The sequence below is a fragment of the Pseudomonas sp. GW821-FHT03A09 genome, assembly GCF_059421065.1.
In genome coordinates this window covers 279,785-302,043 of sequence record NZ_JBWKUX010000002.1, presented here as the reverse complement: position 1 = coordinate 302,043, position 22,259 = coordinate 279,785, and the positions used below count along the sequence as shown (strand labels likewise).

Sequence of the window (22,259 nt, the reverse complement as noted above, 5' to 3'; positions counted from 1 at the left end):
ATCTCGACGTTACCGGTCGTCAATACATCTCAACGCGGGGACACATGCAGACACTTAAGGTCGATCTAGGCGAGCGCAGCTACCCGATCCACATCGGCGAAGGTTTGTTGGACCAGCCCGAATTGCTCGCACCGCATATTGCCGGGCGGCAAGTGGCGATCATCTCCAATGAAACGGTCGCGCCGCTGTATCTTGAGCGTCTGAGCCGCAGCCTGGCGGCTTACTCGGTGATCTCTGTGATCTTGCCTGACGGCGAAGCCCACAAGAACTGGGAAACCCTGCAACTGATCTTTGATGGCCTGCTCACTGCGCGGCATGACCGCCGCACCACCGTTATCGCCCTGGGCGGCGGTGTCATCGGGGACATGGCCGGCTTTGCAGCCGCTTGCTACCAGCGCGGCGTGGACTTTATCCAGGTACCGACTACCTTGCTGTCCCAGGTCGACTCGTCGGTGGGTGGCAAGACCGGAATCAACCATCCGCTGGGCAAGAACATGGTCGGTGCGTTCTATCAGCCGAATGCCGTGCTGATCGACACTGCCACGCTGAATACCCTGCCGCCGCGTGAACTGTCTGCCGGTCTGGCGGAAGTCATCAAGTACGGGCTGATCTGCGACGAGCCATTCCTGACCTGGCTGGAAGAGCACGTCGATGCGCTGCGTAACCTTGATCAGGTGGCATTGACCGAAGCGATATCCCGCTCCTGCGCCGCCAAGGCGTTGGTGGTGAATGCCGACGAACGGGAGTCCGGCGTGCGGGCCACCTTGAACCTGGGTCACACCTTCGGCCATGCGATCGAAACGCACATGGGCTATGGTGTGTGGTTGCATGGGGAAGCCGTAGCTGCTGGCACGGTGATGGCGTTGGAGATGTCACAACGCTTGGGCTGGATCACTGCCCAGGAGCGTGATCGTGGCATTCGCCTGTTCCAGCGTGCGGGTTTGCCGGTCATTCCGCCTGAGGAGATGACCGAGGCGGATTTCCTCGAACATATGGCAATAGACAAGAAAGTGATCGACGGTCGACTGCGACTGGTACTGCTGCGCCACATGGGCGAAGCGGTAGTGACCGACGATTATCCGAAAGAGATTTTACAGGCCACGCTGGGAGCGGATTACCGCGCCCTGGCCCAGCTTAAAGGTTAATAAGATCCCGATGACTAGTTTGCATGCCGACGAGGCGTTCCTCGGCCATTTCCAGCTCAGCCACGACCCATTTGCTCCGCGGGTGCCTGGCTTCAAATTCTTCCCGGCGCAGCGCAAGCCGGTACTCGGCCAACTGCATCACCTGGCGCGGTACAGCCAGCTGCTGCTGGTGGTGACCGGCCCGCTGGGCAGCGGCAAGACCTTGCTGCGCCAGGCACTGGTGGCCAGCACCAACAAGCAATCGGTGCAGAGCGTGGTGGTGTCGGCCCGTGGTGCCGGTGATGCGGCGGGCGTGCTGCGCCAAGTGGCCCAGGCGCTGGATGTCTCCACCGCCGAGCCGAACGCGATTCTCAAGCAAGTGGTGCAGTTGGGGCTGACGGGCCAGGAAGTCTACCTGCTGGTGGATGACGCCGAGCAGCTCGACGAATCTGCCCTGGAAGCGTTGCTGGCGCTGGCGGCGGGCACGCCGGAAGGTCGCCCGCACGTATTCCTGTTCGGTGAGTCGTCGATGATCGCCGATCTGGAGCAGATCAGTGGCGACCAGGAACTGTTCCACGTCATCGAATTGCAGCCGTACGAAGAAGAAGAAACCCGCGAATATCTGGCTCAGCGCCTGGAAGGCGCAGGGGCGGGTATCGAACTTTTCTCCGCCCAGCAGATCTCTGATATTCACGAAAGCTCCGACGGCTGGCCTGGCACCATCAACCAGGTTGCCCGAGATGCCATGATCGAAGCCATGATTGCCAGCCGCTCTGCGGTGAAGCGTCCAAAGATGGGGTTCACTATGCCTAAGAAGCACGTATTGGCTATTTCCGCGGTTGTCGTGGTTGCTGTAGCCGCTGCCTGGTTGATCCCAGGTCGCAGCAAAGCGCCTACCACTGCCGGCGCGCCAACCGAACAGGCGCAGTTGCCACTGGGCAAACCCACGCCGAACGTCGAATTTGCCAACTCCGGCCAACCGACCAACCTGCCGATGGTCGGCCAGCCTGTCATGCGCGGCCCGCTCGCCGAAGAAGCCGGTGGCATCGCCGAAGGCGACGACGGCGTGCCGGTGGAAGGCTCCAGCGCCACACCACCGACCGTGACCACCACTGCGCCGCCTGCGGGCGTACCAGCGGGTCAGCCGGCTGCGGTTGCCAAGCCGACCCCGGCACCGACCGTTGCCACCGCCAAGCCAGCCCCTGTGGCCAAGCCTGTGGCACCGGCTCCAGTCGCCAAGCCTGCACCTGTCGCCAAGCCGGTTGAAAAGCCAGCTGCCACCGTTGCCAAGGCCGCTCCAGCCGCCGCTGGCAGCAGCTGGTACACCAGCCAGCCAGCTGGTCATTTCGTCGTGCAGATCCTGGGTACCAGCTCCGAAGCCAACGCCCAGGCGTTCGTGAAAGAGCAGGGCGGCGAGTACCGTTATTTCAAGAAAGTGCTCAACGGCAAGCCTCTCTACGTGATCACCTACGGCAGCTTCCCAAGCCGCGCTGCAGCTGATTCCGCGATCAAAGCCTTGCCAGCGAAGGTTCAGGCTGGTAAACCTTGGCCTCGCACTGTTGCCAGCGTTCAACAAGAACTGGCAGCAACTCGCTGAAGATCCGGCGGCCTTACCCAGGCCGCCCTCCCGGCACCTCAAAAAATAACCGCAAGTGCGTGCAGTCCCCCAAGGACCGCGCGCTTTGTGGTGTCTGCGTCACAGTAGCTTTTGAGTCGATGCGGTCAGAATTAAAAAAGTTTTGACTAGCACAGCATATCGCTTTAAACCTTTCATAAATGCGACATAGATTTGCGACATTTCGTCGCTAAATTTGTGAGCGTTCGTGTCGGTGTGTACAATGACCTCCCTTTTGCCCCCGCTAAGCCGGCGTACGTTCGGCGTGGAAGGTAACCGGTTGAATTGAAAAGAAATTTGCCTCGATATAAGAGGCAGCCTGGTGAGAAAGTGTCTATGAAAGCAGGTCTGTACCAACCCGATGAATTCAAGGATAACTGCGGTTTCGGCCTGATAGCCCACATGCAGGGCCAGCCCAGTCATACCCTTTTGCAAACGGCCATCGAGGCCCTGACCTGCATGACCCACCGCGGTGGGATCAACGCCGACGGCAAGACCGGTGACGGTTGTGGCTTGCTGATTCAAAAGCCCGACCAGTTCCTGCGCGCTGTCGCAAAAGAGCAATTTGCAGTCGACCTGCCCAAGCAATATGCCGTGGGCATGGTGTTCTTCAACCAGGACCCGGTCAAAGCCGAAGCCGCTCGCGAGAACATGAACCGCGAGATCCTGGCTGCCGGCCTGCAACTCGTTGGCTGGCGCAAAGTGCCAATCGACACCAGCGTGCTCGGCCGCCTGGCCTTGGAGCGCCTGCCGCAGATCGAACAAGTGTTTATCGCAGGCGACGGCCTGAGCGACCAGGACATGGCGATCAAGCTGTTCACCTCCCGTCGTCGCTCGTCGGTATCCAACGCCGCCGACACCGACCACTACATCTGTAGCTTTTCTCACAAGACCATCATTTATAAAGGCCTGATGATGCCGGCGGACCTCACCGCCTTTTATCCAGACCTGAGCGATGAGCGTCTGCAAACCGCAATCTGCGTGTTCCACCAGCGCTTCTCCACCAACACCCTGCCGAAATGGCCGTTGGCCCAGCCATTCCGCTTTCTCGCCCACAACGGCGAGATCAACACCATTACCGGCAACCGCAACTGGGCTGTGGCCCGTCGCACCAAGTTCGCCAACGACCTGATGGACCTGGAAGAACTCGGCCCACTGGTTAACCGTGTAGGTTCCGACTCCTCCAGCATGGACAACATGCTCGAGCTGATGGTCACCGGCGGCATCGACCTGTTCCGTGGCGTGCGCATGATCATTCCGCCTGCGTGGCAGAACGTCGAAACCATGGACCCGGACCTGCGTGCGTTCTACGAGTACAACTCGATGCACATGGAGCCGTGGGACGGTCCGGCCGGCGTGGTCATGACCGACGGCCGCTATGCGGTGTGCCTGCTCGACCGTAACGGCCTGCGCCCGGCGCGTTGGGTTACCACCACCAATGGTTTCATCACCCTGGCGTCGGAAATCGGCGTGTGGGACTACAAGCCCGAAGACGTCATCGCCAAAGGCCGTGTAGGCCCTGGGCAGATCCTGGCCGTAGACACCGAAACCGGGCAGATCCTCGACACCGACGCCATTGACAACCGCTTGAAGTCTCGTCACCCGTACAAGCAATGGCTGCGCAAGAATGCCCTGCGCATCCAGGCGACCATGGAAGACAACGACCACGGTTCGGCTTTCTATGACGTGGACCAGCTCAAGCAATACATGAAGATGTACCAGGTCACGTTCGAAGAGCGCGACCAGGTACTGCGTCCGCTCGGCGAGCAAGGCTACGAGGCCGTCGGCTCCATGGGCGACGACACGCCGATGGCCGTGCTGTCCCAGCGCGTGCGCACGCCGTACGACTACTTCCGCCAGCAGTTCGCCCAGGTGACCAACCCACCGATCGACCCGCTGCGCGAAGCCATCGTGATGTCGTTGGAAGTGTGCCTCGGTGCCGAGCGCAACATCTTCCAGGAATCGCCGGAGCACGCCTCCCGCGTAATCCTCAGCTCGCCGGTAGTGTCCCCGGCCAAGTGGCGCTCGCTGATGACCCTGGACCGCCCAGGATTCGACCGCCAGATCATCGACCTGAACTACGATGAGAGCCTCGGCCTTGAAGCCGCGGTACGCAACGTCGCCGACCAGGCCGAAGAAGCCGTGCGCGCCGGTCGTACCCAGATCGTGTTGACCGACCGCCACATTGCCCCAGGCAAGCTGCCGATCCATGCCTCGCTGGCGACTGGCGCGGTGCATCACCGGTTGACCGAAAAGGGCCTGCGCTGCGACTCCAACATCCTCGTGGAAACCGCCACCGCCCGTGACCCGCACCACTTCGCGGTGCTGATCGGTTTCGGCGCCTCGGCGGTGTATCCGTTCCTGGCCTACGAAGTGCTGGGCGACCTGATCCGTACCGGTGAAGTGCTGGGCGACCTCTATGAGGTGTTCAAGAACTACCGTAAGGGCATCACCAAGGGGCTGCTGAAGATCCTGTCGAAGATGGGCATCTCCACCGTCACGTCGTACCGTGGTGCGCAACTGTTCGAAGCCATCGGCCTGTCCGAAGAGGTTTGCGAACTGAGCTTCCGTGGCGTGCCAAGCCGCATCAAGGGCGCGCGTTTCGTCGACATCGAAGCCGAGCAGAAAGCCCTGGCCGCTGAAGCCTGGAGCGCGCGCAAGCCGATCCAGCAAGGCGGCCTCCTCAAGTTCGTACACGGTGGCGAATACCACGCCTACAACCCGGACGTGGTCAACACCCTGCAAGCCGCCGTGCAGCAGGGCGACTACGCCAAGTTCAAGGAATACACGAGCCTGGTGGATAACCGCCCGGTGTCGATGATCCGCGACCTGTTCAAGGTGAAGACCCTGGACACGGCGATGGACATCAGCGAAGTCGAGCCGCTGGAGTCGATCCTCAAGCGCTTCGATTCTGCCGGTATTTCCCTGGGCGCCTTGTCGCCTGAAGCCCACGAAGCCCTGGCCGAAGCCATGAACCGCCTGGGTGCGCGTTCCAACTCCGGCGAAGGCGGCGAAGACCCGGCGCGCTACGGCACCATCAAGAGTTCGAAAATCAAGCAGGTTGCTACCGGCCGTTTCGGTGTGACCCCGGAATACCTGGTCAACGCCGAAGTGCTGCAGATCAAGGTCGCCCAGGGTGCCAAGCCCGGTGAAGGCGGCCAGCTGCCTGGCGGTAAGGTCAACGGTTTGATCGCCAAGCTGCGTTATGCAGTGCCAGGCGTGACTCTGATCTCGCCACCACCGCACCACGACATCTACTCGATTGAAGATTTGTCGCAGCTGATTTTCGACCTGAAACAAGTCAACCCGCAGGCCCTGGTCTCGGTGAAACTGGTAGCAGAAGCTGGCGTGGGCACCATTGCCGCCGGCGTGGCCAAGGCCTATGCCGACCTGATCACCATCTCCGGCTACGACGGCGGCACTGGCGCTTCGCCGCTGACTTCGATCAAGTACGCCGGCGCACCGTGGGAACTCGGCCTGGCTGAAACCCACCAGACCCTGCGCGGCAACGACCTGCGCGGCAAGGTCCGTGTGCAAACCGACGGCGGCCTGAAAACCGGCCTCGACGTGATCAAGGCCGCGATTCTTGGCGCCGAGAGCTTCGGCTTCGGTACTGCACCAATGATCGCCCTGGGCTGCAAATACCTGCGCATCTGCCACCTGAACAACTGCGCTACCGGCGTCGCGACTCAGAACGAGAAGCTGCGCAAGGATCACTACATCGGCACTGTCGACATGGTGGTGAACTTCTTCACCTACGTCGCCGAAGAGACCCGTGAGTGGCTGGCCAAGCTGGGCGTGCGTTCGCTGGAGGAGCTGATCGGTCGTACCGACCTGCTGGAAATCCTCGAAGGCCAGACCGCCAAGCAACACCATCTGGACCTGACGCCGTTGCTCGGGAGTGATCATATCCCGGCTGACAAACCGCAGTTCTGTGGTGTCGACCGTAACCCACCGTTCGACAAAGGCCTGCTGGCCGAGAAGATGGTCGAGATGGCCGCCTCGTCGATCAATGACGCCAGCGGTGGCGAATTCGCTTTGGACATCTGCAACTGCGACCGCTCCATCGGCGCCCGCATCTCCGGCGAAATCGCGCGCAAGCACGGCAACCAGGGCATGGCCAAGGCGCCGATCACTTTCCGCTTCAAGGGCACTGCGGGCCAGAGCTTCGGCGTATGGAACGCCGGTGGCCTGCACATGTACCTGGAAGGCGACGCCAACGACTACGTGGGCAAGGGCATGACCGGCGGCAAGCTGGTGATCGTTCCGCCTAAAGGCAGCGTCTACAAGACCCAGGACAGTGCCATCATCGGCAACACCTGCTTGTACGGCGCCACCGGTGGCAAGCTGTTCGCCGCCGGTACGGCCGGTGAGCGTTTCGCCGTGCGTAACTCCGGTGCCCACACTGTGGTGGAAGGCACAGGCGATCACTGCTGCGAGTACATGACCGGTGGCTTTGTCGCGGTACTGGGCAAGACCGGTTACAACTTCGGTTCGGGCATGACCGGCGGTTTCGCCTATGTGCTCGACCAGGACAACACCTTCGTCGACAAGGTCAACCACGAGTTGGTCGAGATCCAGCGGATCAGCGGCGAAGCCATGGAGTCCTACCGGAACCACTTGCAGCACGTGCTGGACGAGTACGTCGAGGAGACCGGCAGCGAATGGGGTCGTAACCTCGCCGAGAACCTCGATGATTACCTGCGTCGTTTCTGGCTGGTCAAGCCCAAGGCTGCCAACCTGAAATCGTTGCTTTCCAGCATCCGTGCCAACCCGCAGTGATATGCGCCTGAAGAGTTTGATGAGGTTTTAACATGGCTGAACGTCTGAATAACGACTTCCAGTTCATCGATGTCGGGCGCAAAGATCCGAAGAAGAAACTGTTGCGTCAACGCAAGAAAGAGTTCGTGGAAATCTACGAACCGTTCAAACCCCAGCACTCGGCCGACCAGGCCCACCGCTGTCTGGGTTGCGGTAACCCGTATTGCGAATGGAAGTGCCCGGTGCACAACTTCATTCCCAACTGGCTCAAATTGGTGGCCGAGGGCAACATCCTCGCCGCCGCCGAGCTGTCGCACCAGACCAACACCCTGCCGGAAGTGTGCGGCCGGGTGTGCCCGCAGGACCGTCTGTGTGAGGGTGCGTGCACCCTCAACGACGGCTTCGGCGCGGTGACCATCGGCTCGGTGGAGAAGTACATCACCGACACCGCGTTCGCCATGGGCTGGCGCCCGGACATGTCCAAGGTCAAGCCAACCGGCAAGCGCGTCGCCATCATCGGCGCCGGCCCTGCCGGCCTGGGTTGTGCCGACGTATTGGTGCGTGGCGGCGTGACCCCGGTGGTGTTCGACAAGAACCCGGAAATCGGTGGCCTGCTGACCTTCGGCATCCCCGAGTTCAAGCTGGAAAAAACCGTCCTGAGCAACCGTCGTGAAGTGTTCACCGGCATGGGCATCGAGTTCCGCCTGAACACCGAGATCGGTAAAGACGTGGCCATGGAGCAACTGCTCGAAGAATACGATGCCGTGTTCATGGGCATGGGCACCTACACCTACATGAAAGGCGGCTTTGCCGGTGAGGACCTGCCGGGCGTGTATGACGCGTTGGACTTCCTGATCGCCAACGTCAACCGCAACCTGGGTTTCGAAAAGTCGCCGGAAGATTTCGTCGACATGAAAGGCAAGAAGGTCGTGGTGCTCGGCGGTGGTGACACCGCGATGGACTGCAACCGCACCTCGATCCGCCAGGGCGCCAAGTCGGTGACCTGTGCCTATCGTCGTGACGAAGCCAACATGCCGGGTTCGCGCAAAGAGGTGAAGAACGCCAAGGAAGAGGGCGTGAAGTTCCTCTACAACCGCCAGCCGATCGCTATCGTCGGTGAAGACCGCGTCGAAGGCGTGAAGGTGGTCGAGACCCGTCTCGGCGAACCGGACGCCCGTGGCCGTCGCAGCCCCGAGCCGATCCCGGGTTCCGAAGAGATCATCCCGGCTGACGCCGTGGTCATCGCCTTCGGCTTCCGCCCAAGCCCGGCGCCGTGGTTCGAGCAGTTCCAGATCCAGACCGACAGCCAGGGCCGTGTTGTAGCCCCGGAACAAGGCCAGTACAAGCACCAGACCAGCAACCCGAAGATCTTCGCCGGTGGTGACATGGTACGGGGGTCTGACCTGGTGGTGACGGCGATCTTCGAAGGGCGCAATGCCGCCGAAGGGATCCTGGACTACCTGCAGGTTTGATCTGAAACACGGTCAAATGTGGGAGCTGGCTTGCCTGCGATGACGGTGGTGAATTCGACATCGCTATCGCAGGCAAGCCAGCTCCCACACAAACCCCATTCCACATTGGGTTTGGTGGTGTTGGTCATACTGCAAGACACCGCGACAAATTGACCCGATAGACAAAAGGCACGGCTCACTCCGTGCCTTTTGCGTCCGGCTCTGAGAAAATGCCCGCACTTTTTTTGCGGATGCCGACATGACTGCCCTCAAGAACGACCGTTTCCTTCGTGCCCTGCTCAAGCAACCCGTGGACGTCACCCCCGTGTGGATGATGCGCCAAGCCGGTCGCTACCTGCCGGAATACCGCGCCAGTCGCGCCAACGCCGGCGACTTCATGAGCCTGTGCATGAACCCGGAGTTCGCCTGCGAAGTCACGATGCAGCCGCTGGATCGCTACCCACAACTGGACGCGGCCATCCTTTTTTCCGACATCCTCACCATCCCTGACGCCATGGGCCAAGGCCTGTACTTCGAAACCGGCGAAGGCCCGCGTTTCAAGAAAGTCGTCAGCACCCTGGCTGATATCGAGGCCCTGCCGATTCCTGATCCGCATAAAGACCTCAGCTACGTGATGGACGCTGTCAGCACCATCCGCCGCGAGCTTAACGGTCGCGTGCCGTTGATCGGCTTCTCCGGCAGCCCATGGACCCTGGCCACCTACATGGTTGAAGGCGGCTCGTCGAAAGACTTCCGCAAGACCAAGGCCATGCTCTACGACAACCCACAAGCCATGCACCTGTTGCTGGACAAGCTGGCGCAGTCGGTCATCTCCTATCTCAACGGCCAGATCATGGCCGGTGCGCAAGCGGTGCAGATCTTCGACACTTGGGGCGGCAACCTGTCGGCGGCGGCGTACCAGGAGTTCTCCCTAGCCTACATGCGCAAGATCGTCAGCGGCCTGATCCGCGAGCATGAAGGCCGTAAAGTGCCGGTCATCCTGTTCACCAAGAACGGTGGCCTATGGCTGGAGAGCATCGCCGATGCCGGTGCCGATGCACTGGGCCTGGACTGGACCTGCGACCTGGGCGAAGCCCGCCAGCGCGTGGGTAACCGCGTTGCGCTGCAAGGCAACATGGACCCGACCGTGCTGTACGCCAAGCCGGAAGCGATCCGCACTGAAGTCGGCCGCATCCTCGCCAGCTACGGCAAGGGCACCGGCCACGTGTTCAACCTCGGCCATGGCATCACCCCGGAAGTGAACCCGGAACATGCCGGCGCGTTTCTGCGTGCGGTGCACGAACTGTCCGCGCAATACCACGAGTAACACACAAAACAAATATGGGAGGGGGCAAGCCCCCTCCCACATTAAAAGCCAAAAGTCCTCAGGCAGTCACATTCCCCAACGGCGGCAACTTCGCCAACTTCAACGCCACCAGCAACGCGCCAACCAATAGCGCAATGATGAACCCACCAATCCCATTCCAGCCGGCAAAGTGCCAGAAGAACCCACCCGCCGTTCCCGCAACACTCGATCCCACGTAGTAGCAGAACAAGTACAGCGAAGACGCCTGCCCCTTGGCTTTCACCGCGCGGCGGCCGATCCAGCTGCTGGCCACCGAATGGGCACCGAAGAAGCCGAAGGTGAAGATCAGCATGCCCGGCACCACCAGCCACAATGGCGTGAGCAGCGTCAGGGCCATGCCGGCGAGCATCAATACGATGGTGCCCCACAGCACGCGTCGGCGGCCGAGGCGGTCGGCCAGGGAGCCGATTTTTGCCGAGCTGTAGATGCCCGACAGGTACACCAGCGACAGCAGGCCGACCACCGCTTGGCTCAGGTCATACGGATCGGCCAGCAGGCGGTAGCCGATGTAGTTGAACATCGTCACGAATGCGCCCATCAGCAGGAAGGCCTCGAGGAACAACCACGGCAGGCCCGCGTCCTTGAAGTGCATGACAAAGCCATCCAACAGGCTGCGTGGCTTGAGGCTGGTGGCGCGGAAGTTGCGCGATTCGGGGAGGATTTTCCAGAACAGCGTGGCCGCTATCAGGGCCAGGGCGCCGATGATCAGCATTGCGGTGTGCCAACTGACGAAGTCGATCAGCACGCCGATGATCAGGCGCCCGCTCATGCCGCCAATCGCGTTGCCACCGATGTACAACCCCATGGCCAGGCCGATGTGCTGTGGGTGGATCTCTTCGCTCAGGTAGGTCATCGCCACCGCCGCCAGGCCGCTCAAGGACAAGCCCACCAGTGCTCGCATCAAGAGGATACCTTCCCACGTCGGCATCAAGCCGCTGGCGATGGTTGCCAGTGCGGCGCAGAACAGCGCGCAGACCATCACCGGTTTGCGTCCCAAACGGTCGGAAATTGGGCCGGTGACCAGTAGGCCCAAGGCAAGCATCGCTGTGGATACGGAGAGAATCAGGCTGCTTTGCGCCGCGTTGATGGAAAACTCATGGGACAGCGCGGGCATCATCGGCTGCACGCAATACAACAGGGCAAAGGTGGCGAAACCACCGGAGAACAGCGCCAGCACCGTGCGCATGAACATCGGCGTGCCTTTTTCGATGTACTCGTCGTTGAGCTGGGCGACCACCTCATCCAGGGCGTTGGGCGGGACTTCTTGAGCGAATGGCGCGACAGCAGATTTCACGGGGACCTCGGGGAGGGAAAGCCTGCCAGGACTGGCAATACAAAAAAGAATATAGCTGCCTAATGATTCTTTCCAATATATTGTTCGACCTGTTTGATAGCTTTTACGACCTAATGAGGTTTGCATGGAATTGCGTCATCTGCGGTACTTCATTGCCGTCGCCGAAGAACTGCATTTTGGCCGCGCCGCGCAGGTGCTGGGCATCTCGCAGCCGCCGCTGAGTCAGCAGATCCAGGCGCTGGAACAGGAGGTGGGGGCACGTTTGTTTGAGCGTACCAATCGTCGGGTCGAGCTGAGCGAGGCCGGGCGCTTGTTCCTGCACGAGGCGCAGCTGGTGCTGGCTCAGGTCGACAAGGCGGCGGATGTGGCACGGCGTGCGCAGTTGGGTGAGTTGGGGGAATTGAAGATCGGCTTTACCTCGTCGGCTCCCTTCAACTCCAGCATTCCCCAGGCGATCTTTGCGTTTCGCCAGGCGTTCCCGGCGGTGCACCTGAACCTGCAGGAAATGAGCAGTACCGAAGTGGCGGAATCGCTGGTGGATGAATCGATCCAAGTGGGACTGATGCGTCCGCTGCCGTTGCCGGATTCTCTGAGCGTCGTCGAGTTGATGCGCGAACCGCTGGTCGCCGTGCTGAATGCCGGGCATCCGCTGGTGGAGGGCAGTGAGCGCGGCTTGCACCTGGCGCAGTTGGCGCAAGAACCCTTTGTGTTTTTCCCGCGCACTTATGGCAGTGGCCTGTATGCACAATTGCTCAACCTGGCCCGCGATGCCGGCTTCAGCCCGCATTTTGCCCAGGAGGCCGGGGAGGCGATGACCATTATCGGCCTGGTGGCGGCGGGTTTGGGCGTGTCGGTGCTGCCGGCGTCTTACCAGCGCATCCGCATTGATGGCGTGGTGTATCGCACCTTGCTCGATCAAGAGGCGGTGACGGCGGTGTGGCTGGTGCAGCGCAAAGGCGCGCAGACGCCGATGGCAGAGGCGTTTGTGGAGTTGTTGACGCGTCAATCCGCTCAGTAAGAAACGCGGACTTTAAAACGACGCAGATCGGTGTGGGAGCTGTCGAGCTTTAGCGAGGCTGCGAAGGGATCACCGCGCTGTACCTGCAAGACCGCGACGCCTGCATCGCAGTCTCGCTAAAGCTCGACAGCTCCCACATTTGATCTTTGGCATATTCCAGCAGTTGTCGTTTCCGGGATGGTTACAGCCCTGCCGCACGCAACCCCGCCATGATGTCGCGATCGAGCATGCTCACCCAACGGTTGTAGTTGCGATGGATCTTGCCGTCCTTGTAGCCCAGGTCGCGACTGTCGCGGTAGGTGATCGCGTAGCTGTTGCGGGTGTAGCGGATGTCGATTTCAGCATGGAACTGGTTGCGCACGGTGATCTCGGCCTGCACGAGTTGTGGGCTCAGGCGCTGCACCGTCCATTCGCGCTTTTGCAGGGCGCTGACGATCACCTGTTTGACTTGTTCTTCGCTGACCTGGGTGTTCGTCGACAGATCGTGCTGGGTGTTGAGCACCGGCTTGCTGGTGCAGCCCGCCGTGGTCAGCAGGGCCAGGGTGATCAAGGCAGCGCGTAGCAGGGAAGACATTCCATTTTCTCCAATCGATTAAAAAGTCAGGACCAGCGGCGAAAGATCAACGATGTGTTGACTCCGCCGAAGGCAAAGTTGTTGTTCATCACGTAGTCGTGGTGCATTTCGCGGAAGCCACCTTGTAGGTAATCCAGTTCGCCGCATTGCGGGTCGACGGCGTCCAGGTTGAAGGTGTGTACGTACTGGTCGCGGTTCATCATTTCGATGCTGAACCAGGACTCCAGCGCACCGCAGGCGCCCAAGGTGTGGCCAAGAAAGCTTTTCTGCGAACTGATGGGCATGCGGCTGCCGAACAGGCTGCTGGTGGCTAGCGTCTCGGCGATATCACCCTGGTCGGTGGCGGTGCCGTGTCCATTCACATAGCCGATCGCAGAAGGCTCAAGCCCGGCATCTTCCAGAGCCAGCTCCATGGCGCGGCGCATGGTTTTCTGCTCTGGGCGGGTGGTGTGCTGGCCGTCGGCATTGCTACCGAAGCCGACGAGTTCGGCGTGGATGTGCGCGCCCCGGGCCAGGGCGTGTTCCAGTTCTTCCAGCACCAGCATGCCGCCGCCTTCGCCAATCACCAGGCCATCACGGCCACTGTCGTAAGGGCGTGGGCTGGTCTGTGGCGCATCGTTCTTCAGGCTGGTGGCGTAGAGCGCGTCGAACACCATGGCTTCGGTGGGGCACAGCTCTTCGGCGCCGCCAGCGAGCATCAGTGGCAGGCGGCCGAACTTGATCGCTTCATAGGCGTAGCCGATGCCCTGGCTGCCGCTGGTGCAGGCGCTGGACGTGGGGATCAAGCGCCCGGTCAGGCCAAAGAAAATGCTGATATTCGCCGCGGTGGTGTGGGGCATCATGCGCACATAGGAGTTGGCATTCAGCCCTTCGGCCACCGAGTTGAGCAGCATGTTGCCGAACGCCTTGATCTCGTCGGTGCTGCCGGTGGACGAGCCGCAGGCCACGCCCATGCGCCCATCCTTGATCGACTCGTCACCGAGCAAGCCCGCATCCTGCAACGCCTGCTCCGCTGCCCACACCGCCAGGCGCGAGACACGGCCCATGCTGCGCAGTTGCTTGCGCGTCCAGTGGGCCGGTACCACAAAATCGTCAATCGGCCCGGCCAGGCGCGTGTTCAGTTCGGTGAAGCGGTCCCACTCGTCCATGCGCCGGATACCGCTGCGGTTGGCGCGGAAGTTGGCCGAGATGGTGTCCCAGTCGCTGCCCAGGGAGGTCATGCCGGCCATGCCGGTCACTACGACGCGTTTCATCAGCACAAGCCTCCATTCACCGCCAACACTTGGCGCGTGATGTAGCCGGCTTCGGCGGACATCAGGAAGTTCACCGCACCAGCCACCTCTTCTGGCGTGCCCATGCGTTGTGCCGGGATCATCTTCATCAATTCTTCCACCGGCACGTTTTCATCGAGCATCGCGGTGTCGATCAAACCGGGGGCCACACAGTTGACGGTGATCTTGCGCTTGCCCAGCTCGATGGCCAGCGCTTTGGCCGCGCCAATCAGGCCGGCTTTGGAGGCGCTGTAGTTGACCTGGCCACGGTTGCCGATCAACCCCGATACCGACGTGATACACACGATACGCCCAGCGGTGCGGCGCCGGATCATCGGCATCATCACGGGGTGCAGCACGTTGTAGAAACCGTCGAGGTTGGTGCGCATCACCACGTCCCAATCGTCTTCGGACAAGGCCGGAAACGCGCCGTCGCGAGTGAGGCCAGCGTTGAGTACCACGCCGTAATAGGCGCCATACTGCTCCACGTCCGCTTCCAGGATTTGCTTGCACGCGGCGCGGTCCACTACATCAAATTGCAGCACCCGTGCCTTGCGGCCTAGCGCTTCGATTTCGACCTGCACCGCTTCGGCTTCGGCACGGCCGCTGCGGCAATGCAGCACGATGTCGTGCCCAGCCTGGGCCAGGCGCAGTGCAATGGCGCGGCCGATGCCACGGCTGGAGCCGGTGACCAGTACGGATTCAGTCATGGCGTTTCGTCCTTCGATTCATCTAAATAATTGGCCGCCTGGGGCGGTCGAAATACATTCAAGCGGGCGCTGGCCTGGATACCGTCACCTGTCAGGTGGCATTCGAACACCCCCATGCCGTTGTCGTCTTCCAGGGAGCGCAGGCCGTGGATGCGCAGTTCGGCCCCAGCCGGAAAGTGCTCCACGTTGCACTCGAATTTACGTGTGCCCAACAGGAATCCCAGTTCCACCGCTTCGCCTTTCTGGCGCGCACGGCAACCGGCATAGGCGGCGACACTCTGGGCCATCAACTCAATGCCGACCCAGGCCGGCAGGCTACCGTCCGGGCGGTTGAACAAGCCGCCGGGCTTGACGGTGGTGCGGGTGTGAATCTGCTCTTCATCGAACGACAGCACTTGGTCGATCAGGATCATGTCGCCCGCATGGGGCAGCAGTTCGGCGAGTGGCCAATCGATCATGGGGCCTCTGCGATTATCAGGCTGATGTTATTGCCACCGAAGGCAAACGAGTTGCTCATCAGGCAGCGTCTTTTCAATGTGTCGCCGGCTTTGGCCCAGTGTAAGGCAGGCAGCGCGGGGTCGGCCTGGCCGTCCCATACATGCGGTGGTACTCGCCCATGGGCCAGGCTCAGCCAGCAAAACGCGGCCTCGAGTGCACCGGCCGCGCCGAGGGTATGACCGCTCATGGGTTTGGTCGACGAACAGGCCACGCCTTGGGGGAACAGGCTGGCCACGGCCAGGCTCTCCATCGCGTCATTGTGCTGGGTAGCGGTGCCATGCAGGTTCAGGTAGCCGATCTGCTCGGGTGTGAGTTTGGCACTGGCCAAGGCTTTACGCATGGCTTGCAACGCCCCTTTGCCGGAGGGTTCGGGCGCGGAAATATGGTGGGCGTCACAGCTGGAGCCGCTGCCGAGCAACGCGATGGGGGCTGGTTCCCGAGTCATCAGGAACAGCACGGCTGCCTCGCCGATATTGATGCCATTGCGGTTCACCGAAAACGGATTGCAGCGCTCGCTCGACACCGCTTCCAGCGAGGTGAAGCCGTTAAGCGTCAGCTTGCACAAGCTATCCACACCGCCGCAGATCACCGCATCGCACACGCCCAGGTCCAGCAGCCGCTGGGCACTTACCAACGCACGGGCGCTGGAGGTACAGGCCGTGGAAATCACATAGGCCGGGCCGCTCAGGTGCAGCCAGTCGGCGAGGAAGTTCGCTGGAGCGCTGAGTTCCTGCTGCTGGTAGTCATAGTCGCCGGGGAACTGCTGGTTGCGCAGGTAATGGGCGATGCCGCGACTGGCCTCATCGATACCCGACGTGCTGGTGCCCAACACAATGCCAACCCGCGACGCGCCATAGGTCTGGATCGCCTGGCGTATCTCTTCTTCAATTTGCAGCGCTGCTTCCAGCAACAGTTGGTTGTTGCGGCTGCTTTGCGCACTCAGCTCCCCGGGAATCTGCGGCAATTCATTCCGCACGCCACCCACCGGCAGCACGCGCTCGGGCACCCAGCCGCTTTCGGCGCGCATGCCGGAGCAGTCGCCGGCAAACAGACTGCGGCTGACGTCGGCCTGGCCGCGCCCCAGGGCGCAGATCACACCGAGGGCATTCAGATACGCGGTCATTGGCCCATCCCAAGCGGCGTGATGCGGTAGCTCAATGGTTGCCCGTTCATGTTCACCGTGAATACCTCGGAAGACTGATACACGATTTGCCAATGTCCCGGCAGTGTGAGCGTAAGGTCCATTGCTTGGGCGCTCGGGTACAGCGCCCGTACGTCATCGGCCGAACTCAGGGCAAACAGCAGCGCGGCGAACAATTCCCGCGCCTGGGGATTGGGCGGTAGCAAACCATCGGCCTGCCACTGGCCATCGATCAGTTTTTGCCGGGCCAAGGGAATGCCCAGCGGGTCCATCATCGACCAGCGGATCGCATTGCCTTCATTCTGGATCACCAGCACCCAATCCTGGGTCTGTCCTTGCGCACGGCGCTGCACGTGCAATTGCATAGGCAGGTTCAGGGCCGGATTCTTTGCAGGCAACGGCGGCTGGCTGGCGCAGGCGCTCAGCAGCAACAGGCAACCGATCAACAGCAGGCGCATCATGGGGCGACACTCGCTAAAGGCTTGCGCGCCACACAGTTGACCAAGGTTTCTTCACGCTGGCCCACCGGCGGCGGATTGCGCAGGCCCCAGCGTTCCAGCAGGCCGAAATCACTGGCGCGGCTCCACCACAAATACGGGTACGAGACGTTCTGTGGGCCAAATTCAAAGCCCTGCTCGCGAAGCATCTCCAGGTACTCTTCGGCGCTTTTTTGCACGTGCATGGGGTGGCGGAACAACCAGCGGATCACCCAGGTATCGATATAGGCTTCAGTGGACTCGGCAAACAGCAAATAGCCACCGGGCTTGAGTACCCGGTAGAACTCTTTGAGGGCGCGATGCTGTTCAACCAGATGGTGGAAGGTCTGGTGACAGAATAGGATGTCGACGCTTTCGTCTGGCACCTGCAGGGTGGCGCAGTCGCTGCCGATCAGCTCCACGGCCAGGCCCTGGCGTGCGGCTTCGGCCTGGCTCAGCGCCAGGCTGTGAGGGTCGGCATCCAGCCCGATCAGGCGCCCAGGCGCAAACACCTGCTGCAAATAGCGGAACGATTTGCCCTGGCCGCAACCGGCGTCGAGCAGCACTGGCGCCATCGGCAGCGGCTCACTGAACAAGCTGTGCAGGTCATTGATTGCCACGCGCAATACGTGGTGCTGCCAAGTGTGGCTGCGCAGGAACCAGAAGCCGAACTTGGTTTCTTCGACGTAGTTCTTACTCAGGTACTGGGTGGTCATACTGTTTCACTCGCACAAATTTCCGACAACATCCGCAACCGCCGCTTGGGTTCGCTGACAAACGGGTTGCGTTCATCCCAGGCGTAACCGGCGAGGATCGAACTGATCATCCGGCGAATCTGCGGTGAACTCCCCGGATGGAAAATCACGTCCTGGAAGGTTCCGGCGTACCAGCCTTCGACGTAGCAACGGAAGGTGTCGACACCACGCTTCAACGGCTCGGCAAATTCGGTTTGCCAGTCCACGGTTTCGCCCTTCAACTGGCGATGCAATACGCCGGCCGCCATGCTCGCCGAACGCATGGCGATAGTCACGCCGGAGGAGAACACCGGGTCGAGGAACTCCGCCGCGTTGCCCAACAGCGCAAAGCCCGGCCCGTGCAGGGTTTTGACGTTGGCGGCGTAACCACCGAGGGTGCGCGCCGGCGTGTCCCACACGGCGTTTTGCAGCACGCCCCGAAGGCTTGGGGTTTCGTCGACGAAGCCGCGCAGGCAAGCGTCCAGGTCGTTGTCGCGACCAGCGAAGTGTTCCTTGGCCGCGACCACACCCACCGAGCAACGTCCGTTGCTGAACGGGATGGTCCAGAACCAGATATCGCGCTGCGTCGGGTGGGTGGTCACGAGAATTTTGCTGCGGTCGAAACCGGGGTGCTCGATGCGGTCTTCAATGTGAGTGAACACCGCCTGGCGCACTGGGAAATCCGACGGCAGGTCCAGGTCCAGCAAGCGTGGCAGCACGCGGCCGTAGCCGCTGGCATCCAGTACGAACTTGGCCTTCAGGTGGTACTCGCTGCCGTTTTCCCGACGTACATGCAGGTAGCGACACTCGCCGTTGAAATCCACACCGACGATGGTCTCACCGTAGCGAATGTCCACCCCTTGCAGCGCAGCCTGGTCGGCCAGCAACTTGTCGAACTCGCCGCGCTGCACCTGGAAGGTGGTGGGCTTGCCCTCGCTGAACGTGTCACCGAAATCAAACGCGCTGTAGTGCTCGCCCCAGGCGAATGCGGCGCCGGTTTTTACCTGGAAGCCCGCTGCCTGGACCGCGTCGAGCATGCCGGCTTCTTCGATAAAGTCGATGCAGTGGGACAGCAGGCTTTCGCCAATCGAGAACCGCGGGAAATGCTGGCGCTCGATAATCAAGACATCATGCCCGTTGCGCTTTAACAACGCGGCGGCAATGGCACCGGATGGCCCGGCACCGATCACCACCACCTGGCGACGTTCCATTTCAACTGTGGGCACGAGGGCTCCTTGCCACTTTGGCGATAATCACATTCATAAGGCGTGTTTCCGCTGCCCGGCCCAAGGCGCCAGCATAAAGCTGAACGCCAGGCCCAGGCTGACCGACAGGCCGAAATTACTCACTGCCGGGGTGCTCGACACCGCCAACAGGCCAAACGACAGCCATGTCGTCAGCGCCGCCAGCAATGTCCCCAAAAGGCTCACGGCCGCGCCGCCGATCTGCTCGCGCATCAGGATGGCGTAGTCGACACTGATGGCTGTGACCAGCAGCAGGCCGAACAGGCTGAACAAGGTCAACGGCTGGCCCAGCCAACCGAGGCTAGCGAGGCTGCACAACGCCGCCAGCAACGGCAGGGCGACGATGCGCAAGGCACCGCCGAAGCCGAACGGCAGGATCAGCAGCAAGACGATCAGCACACAGGACATCAACTTCAGTTCCGCGGCGCTGACCTGTGTATCGGCGAATACGCGGTTCAAGTCGCCCAGACGATCCACCAACTGTACGCCGGGCAGGTCTTGCGCTTGCACGCGCAGCAATGCCGGGTTGTTCAAGCCTTGCAGGCTGACCATGGCCGCTACGCCGCCGTCCACTGGGCCGAGCCATAGTGTGCGCCATGGTTCGGCTAACGGGCCGGGCAGTGCGGCGTCGATATCTTGGGTCGGCAGTGCTTGCAGCTGAGCGACTTCGGCTTGCAGGGCACTCGCCGGGATGCCGAGGTCCAGCAGCGGCTGCCAGTGTTGCGCCAGGCTGTTCAGCGCCTCACGTAGTTGTTGCTGTTCGCCGGGCAGGCTGACCAGTTGGTTGAGCGCCAGGTAGCCCTGGAGTTTGTTCATGTTCACCAACTGGTCCAGGCGCCGGCCCAGTGCGGCCTGACGTTCCAGCAACTGTTGCTGGTTGTCCGCTCGCACCAGGAAGAACTGGCTGGTGGGCTGGAACCCGGTGATACGCGCCACGGCCTGGGCTTCCTGCAGCAGTTGCGGCGGTGCACCGATCCACTGACGGATATCGTTTTTGCTGTTCAGGTGCCACAGGCCACCGGCGCAAAACAGCAGCAACAGCGCCAGCAGCACCGGGCTCGGTACGCGCTTGAGCAGCGCCGTCCGTAACTGCCAAAGGCATTCGGCGACACGCAGTGGCCACTGTGCCGGGCGCAGTTCCAAGCCCTTGAGCAGCGCCGGCAACAGGCATACGGCCGACAGATACGCACCCACCAGACCTGCGGCCGAGAACACCGCGATTTGGGTCAACGCTGGGAATGGCGTCCAGGCCAGCGCCAGGTAGCCGATGCAACTGGTGGCCAGGCTGAGGCTCAGTCCGGGCAAGGTAATGCGTAACGCCGGCCAACTGCGCCACGGGCTCATGCTCCAGCTTTTCGACAGGTAGTGCAGCGGGTAATCCACCGCCACGCCGATCAGGCTGGAGCCGAGTACCAACGTCATCACATGCATATGGCCGAACAGCGCCACGCAGGCCACTGCACCGAACAGCATGCCCACCAGCACTGGCACGAACGCCAGCAGCACGCGCCAGCGACGGAAGGCTAGCAGCAGCAATAACAGGATGCCAAAGGTGGCACCGCCGCCGACCCAGGTGATTTCCCGCGAGGCTTGCTGCTGCCCGTTGGCCGCGTAAAGCAGACCGCTGGCGGCGAGCAATTGTGCGCCGTGTGCGCTGGCTTGTGTGCGGCTGGCTTGGAGCAGATCCGCCACTTGCAGCGGCAGTTTCATATCGAAGGCATTGCCGGTGGTGCGCGCACGCAACAGCACCCAACTCTTGCCGTCGGCATCGGCGATCAGCGCGCCGCTGCCGATATCCAGCTGCACCGAACCGTGTTGCGGCTGGCTGTTCTGGATGCGCCCGGTCAGGCCCAGCCAGTCGTCTTGGCTCGGTACTAGGCTGAAGCCGGTGAAGGGATCGAACAGGGCCTGCACGCGCTGTTGAATGAACGCGTCGGGCTGTTCGATCAGTTGCTCGCGGTCCTTGGCCGACAGCATCGCCAGCCGCCCGCGCAACAATTGCTCGCGCAGGGCGGGCAGATCGGCTTGCAGGTTCCACTGCACCTTTTCAAACAGGCCGCTGGCTTGCCAGCGTTCGCCCAGTTGCTGCGCCACCTGTAGCGCTTGTTGGCGATCGGCATGCCCCACCAGCACCAGCATCTCGCGGTTCAAGGGTTCCTGCATGCGCTGCTCGGCTTGCAGCTCCAGGGCATCCGGCGTGTTGCCTGGCACCAGTTCCATCAGGTTGGCCGACAGCGGCGCGCCATGGCGCCATTGCCAGCCGGCCAGGGCCAGCACGGCCACCAGCAGGATCAGGAACAGGCGTGGCAGCAGGCGCTCACTGGGCAAAGTCGTGCTGCTCCGATTCGCTCAGTGGACGGTCGGCATGGCTGTCCTGCATGCGCAGCACGGTGCTGTCACCCTGGGTTTCCAGCAGCTCGATGGTTTGCACCAATTCGCCGCCGTCGATATTGATCTGGGTGAAGACTTGTTTTAACAGCAGCGAGCGTGGGGTCAGCGTCAGCTTCCACTGCCTGGCTTCGCCTTGCAGTTGCAGCTCGAAGTCACGCTGCAAGCCGCTGCTGTCGCCCTGGAGTACGGCGAGGAACAGGCGATTCTGCTCGGCCCCGGCACTCTTGTTTGGCAGCAGTTGCCAGCCACTGGCGTCACGCCGCGCAATGCCTTGGGCGCTGATGCGGTAGTCCTGTTGCAAGGGGGTTTTGAGCAACCACAACAGGCCATGGTTTTTGGCCAGCACGAAGGTGCCTTTGCTGACCAAGGGCTGGGGCAGGGCGCGCAGGTGTTTTTCCTGGGTGAAGTTGCCGTGGATCACACTGGGCTTGGCCAACTGGTCGCTCAGTTGCTGCAAGTCGAAAGCATGGGCGCTAAAACTCAACAGCAACCCGATCAATAATGTGGGAGCGGGCTTGCCCGCGATAATCCTGAGGGCGCCGCGCAGTGTCAGGCGCCCCGCGTTATCGTTAACGTTCATCGCGGGCAAGC

General features: G+C 61.7%; 17 protein-coding genes. 6 read left to right on the top strand and 11 right to left on the bottom strand.

What is annotated here, in order from left to right:
* The first annotated feature begins 44 nt into the window (after nucleotides 1-44).
* The 5 genes from aroB (at nucleotide 45) to hemE (ending at nucleotide 10,278) form a co-directional block, all read left to right on the top strand.
* A complete protein-coding gene (aroB, locus tag AC07V4_RS04115) occupies nucleotides 45-1,145 on the top strand; it encodes a 3-dehydroquinate synthase (protein ID WP_492637370.1) in 1,101 nt (366 codons plus the stop codon).
* Nucleotides 1,146-1,155: 10 nt separating this feature from the next.
* Nucleotides 1,156-2,721 carry an SPOR domain-containing protein gene (locus tag AC07V4_RS04110; protein WP_492637369.1) on the top strand — a complete coding sequence of 522 codons (1,566 nt, stop codon included), beginning with the start codon at nucleotides 1,156-1,158 and terminating at the stop codon, nucleotides 2,719-2,721.
* 354 nt (nucleotides 2,722-3,075) lie between these two features.
* Entirely contained in the window at nucleotides 3,076-7,521 is a 4,446-nt protein-coding gene (gltB, locus tag AC07V4_RS04105; RefSeq protein ID WP_492637368.1) for a glutamate synthase large subunit, read from the top strand.
* 32 nt (nucleotides 7,522-7,553) lie between these two features.
* The gene (locus AC07V4_RS04100; protein ID WP_492637367.1) at nucleotides 7,554-8,972 is read left to right on the top strand and encodes an FAD-dependent oxidoreductase; all 1,419 of its coding nucleotides are present in this window, start codon (nucleotides 7,554-7,556) and stop codon (nucleotides 8,970-8,972) included.
* A 238-nt stretch (nucleotides 8,973-9,210) separates the two neighbouring features.
* Nucleotides 9,211-10,278 carry a uroporphyrinogen decarboxylase gene (gene hemE, locus AC07V4_RS04095; protein ID WP_492637366.1) on the top strand — a complete coding sequence of 356 codons (1,068 nt, stop codon included), beginning with the start codon at nucleotides 9,211-9,213 and terminating at the stop codon, nucleotides 10,276-10,278.
* Nucleotides 10,279-10,336: 58 nt separating this feature from the next.
* On the opposite strand, the gene AC07V4_RS04090 is transcribed toward hemE, so the two are convergent.
* Nucleotides 10,337-11,563, bottom strand: a complete 1,227-nt coding sequence (locus AC07V4_RS04090) for an MFS transporter (protein ID WP_492637379.1) — start codon at nucleotides 11,561-11,563, stop codon at nucleotides 10,337-10,339.
* Nucleotides 11,564-11,735: 172 nt separating this feature from the next.
* On the opposite strand from AC07V4_RS04090, the gene AC07V4_RS04085 reads away from it, so the two are divergent.
* Nucleotides 11,736-12,629: a LysR family transcriptional regulator gene (locus AC07V4_RS04085; protein ID WP_492637365.1), complete on the top strand. Its 894-nt coding sequence runs from the start codon at nucleotides 11,736-11,738 to the stop codon at nucleotides 12,627-12,629.
* A gap of 181 nt (nucleotides 12,630-12,810) precedes the next feature.
* On the opposite strand, the gene AC07V4_RS04080 is transcribed toward AC07V4_RS04085, so the two are convergent.
* The 10 genes from AC07V4_RS04080 to AC07V4_RS04035 are packed head-to-tail and all read right to left on the bottom strand — an operon-like array spanning nucleotide 12,811 to nucleotide 22,248.
* On the bottom strand, nucleotides 12,811-13,203 hold the full coding sequence (locus AC07V4_RS04080; RefSeq protein WP_492637364.1) for a hypothetical protein: 393 nt from the start codon (nucleotides 13,201-13,203) through the stop codon (nucleotides 12,811-12,813).
* A gap of 26 nt (nucleotides 13,204-13,229) precedes the next feature.
* Nucleotides 13,230-14,456, bottom strand: coding sequence for a beta-ketoacyl-ACP synthase (locus AC07V4_RS04075; RefSeq protein ID WP_492637363.1), 1,227 nt, complete (start codon nucleotides 14,454-14,456; stop codon nucleotides 13,230-13,232).
* Nucleotides 14,456-15,184 (bottom strand): 3-oxoacyl-ACP reductase FabG, encoded by a 729-nt coding sequence (fabG, locus tag AC07V4_RS04070; RefSeq protein ID WP_492637362.1) that lies wholly within the window; start codon nucleotides 15,182-15,184, stop codon nucleotides 14,456-14,458. The genes AC07V4_RS04075 and fabG overlap by 1 nt, the downstream gene beginning before the upstream one ends.
* A complete protein-coding gene (locus AC07V4_RS04065) occupies nucleotides 15,181-15,642 on the bottom strand; it encodes a hotdog family protein (protein ID WP_431750347.1) in 462 nt (153 codons plus the stop codon). The genes fabG and AC07V4_RS04065 overlap by 4 nt, the downstream gene beginning before the upstream one ends.
* On the bottom strand, nucleotides 15,639-16,805 hold the full coding sequence (locus AC07V4_RS04060; RefSeq protein ID WP_492637361.1) for a beta-ketoacyl-[acyl-carrier-protein] synthase family protein: 1,167 nt from the start codon (nucleotides 16,803-16,805) through the stop codon (nucleotides 15,639-15,641). The genes AC07V4_RS04065 and AC07V4_RS04060 overlap by 4 nt, the downstream gene beginning before the upstream one ends.
* On the bottom strand, nucleotides 16,802-17,284 hold the full coding sequence (locus AC07V4_RS04055; RefSeq protein WP_492637360.1) for a hypothetical protein: 483 nt from the start codon (nucleotides 17,282-17,284) through the stop codon (nucleotides 16,802-16,804). The genes AC07V4_RS04060 and AC07V4_RS04055 overlap by 4 nt, the downstream gene beginning before the upstream one ends.
* Nucleotides 17,281-18,015: a class I SAM-dependent methyltransferase gene (locus AC07V4_RS04050; protein ID WP_492637359.1), complete on the bottom strand. Its 735-nt coding sequence runs from the start codon at nucleotides 18,013-18,015 to the stop codon at nucleotides 17,281-17,283. The genes AC07V4_RS04055 and AC07V4_RS04050 overlap by 4 nt, the downstream gene beginning before the upstream one ends.
* Entirely contained in the window at nucleotides 18,012-19,259 is a 1,248-nt protein-coding gene (locus AC07V4_RS04045) for an NAD(P)/FAD-dependent oxidoreductase (protein WP_492637358.1), read from the bottom strand. The genes AC07V4_RS04050 and AC07V4_RS04045 overlap by 4 nt, the downstream gene beginning before the upstream one ends.
* Nucleotides 19,260-19,292: 33 nt before the next feature.
* The gene (locus AC07V4_RS04040) at nucleotides 19,293-21,605 is read right to left on the bottom strand and encodes an MMPL family transporter (protein WP_492637357.1); all 2,313 of its coding nucleotides are present in this window, start codon (nucleotides 21,603-21,605) and stop codon (nucleotides 19,293-19,295) included.
* On the bottom strand, nucleotides 21,595-22,248 hold the full coding sequence (locus AC07V4_RS04035) for an outer membrane lipoprotein carrier protein LolA (RefSeq protein WP_492637356.1): 654 nt from the start codon (nucleotides 22,246-22,248) through the stop codon (nucleotides 21,595-21,597). Before AC07V4_RS04035 ends, AC07V4_RS04040 begins: the two co-directional genes overlap by 11 nt.
* Nucleotides 22,249-22,259 lie beyond the last annotated feature (11 nt).

What these genes read in the sequence shown, in the direction of transcription:
- aroB (WP_492637370.1), top strand. Translation starts at nt 45, where the DNA reads ATGCAGACACTTAAGGTCGATCTAGGCGAGCGCAGCTACCCGATCCAC.
- AC07V4_RS04110 (WP_492637369.1), top strand. Translation starts at nt 1,156, where the DNA reads ATGACTAGTTTGCATGCCGACGAGGCGTTCCTCGGCCATTTCCAGCTC.
- gltB (WP_492637368.1), top strand. Translation starts at nt 3,076, where the DNA reads ATGAAAGCAGGTCTGTACCAACCCGATGAATTCAAGGATAACTGCGGT.
- AC07V4_RS04100 (WP_492637367.1), top strand. Translation starts at nt 7,554, where the DNA reads ATGGCTGAACGTCTGAATAACGACTTCCAGTTCATCGATGTCGGGCGC.
- hemE (WP_492637366.1), top strand. Translation starts at nt 9,211, where the DNA reads ATGACTGCCCTCAAGAACGACCGTTTCCTTCGTGCCCTGCTCAAGCAA.
- AC07V4_RS04085 (WP_492637365.1), top strand. Translation starts at nt 11,736, where the DNA reads ATGGAATTGCGTCATCTGCGGTACTTCATTGCCGTCGCCGAAGAACTG.
- AC07V4_RS04080 (WP_492637364.1), bottom strand. Translation starts at nt 13,203, where the DNA reads ATGTCTTCCCTGCTACGCGCTGCCTTGATCACCCTGGCCCTGCTGACC.
- AC07V4_RS04075 (WP_492637363.1), bottom strand. Translation starts at nt 14,456, where the DNA reads ATGAAACGCGTCGTAGTGACCGGCATGGCCGGCATGACCTCCCTGGGC.
- fabG (WP_492637362.1), bottom strand. Translation starts at nt 15,184, where the DNA reads ATGACTGAATCCGTACTGGTCACCGGCTCCAGCCGTGGCATCGGCCGC.
- AC07V4_RS04065 (WP_431750347.1), bottom strand. Translation starts at nt 15,642, where the DNA reads ATGATCGATTGGCCACTCGCCGAACTGCTGCCCCATGCGGGCGACATG.
- AC07V4_RS04060 (WP_492637361.1), bottom strand. Translation starts at nt 16,805, where the DNA reads ATGACCGCGTATCTGAATGCCCTCGGTGTGATCTGCGCCCTGGGGCGC.
- AC07V4_RS04055 (WP_492637360.1), bottom strand. Translation starts at nt 17,284, where the DNA reads ATGATGCGCCTGCTGTTGATCGGTTGCCTGTTGCTGCTGAGCGCCTGC.
- AC07V4_RS04050 (WP_492637359.1), bottom strand. Translation starts at nt 18,015, where the DNA reads ATGACCACCCAGTACCTGAGTAAGAACTACGTCGAAGAAACCAAGTTC.
- AC07V4_RS04035 (WP_492637356.1), bottom strand. Translation starts at nt 22,248, where the DNA reads ATGAACGTTAACGATAACGCGGGGCGCCTGACACTGCGCGGCGCCCTC.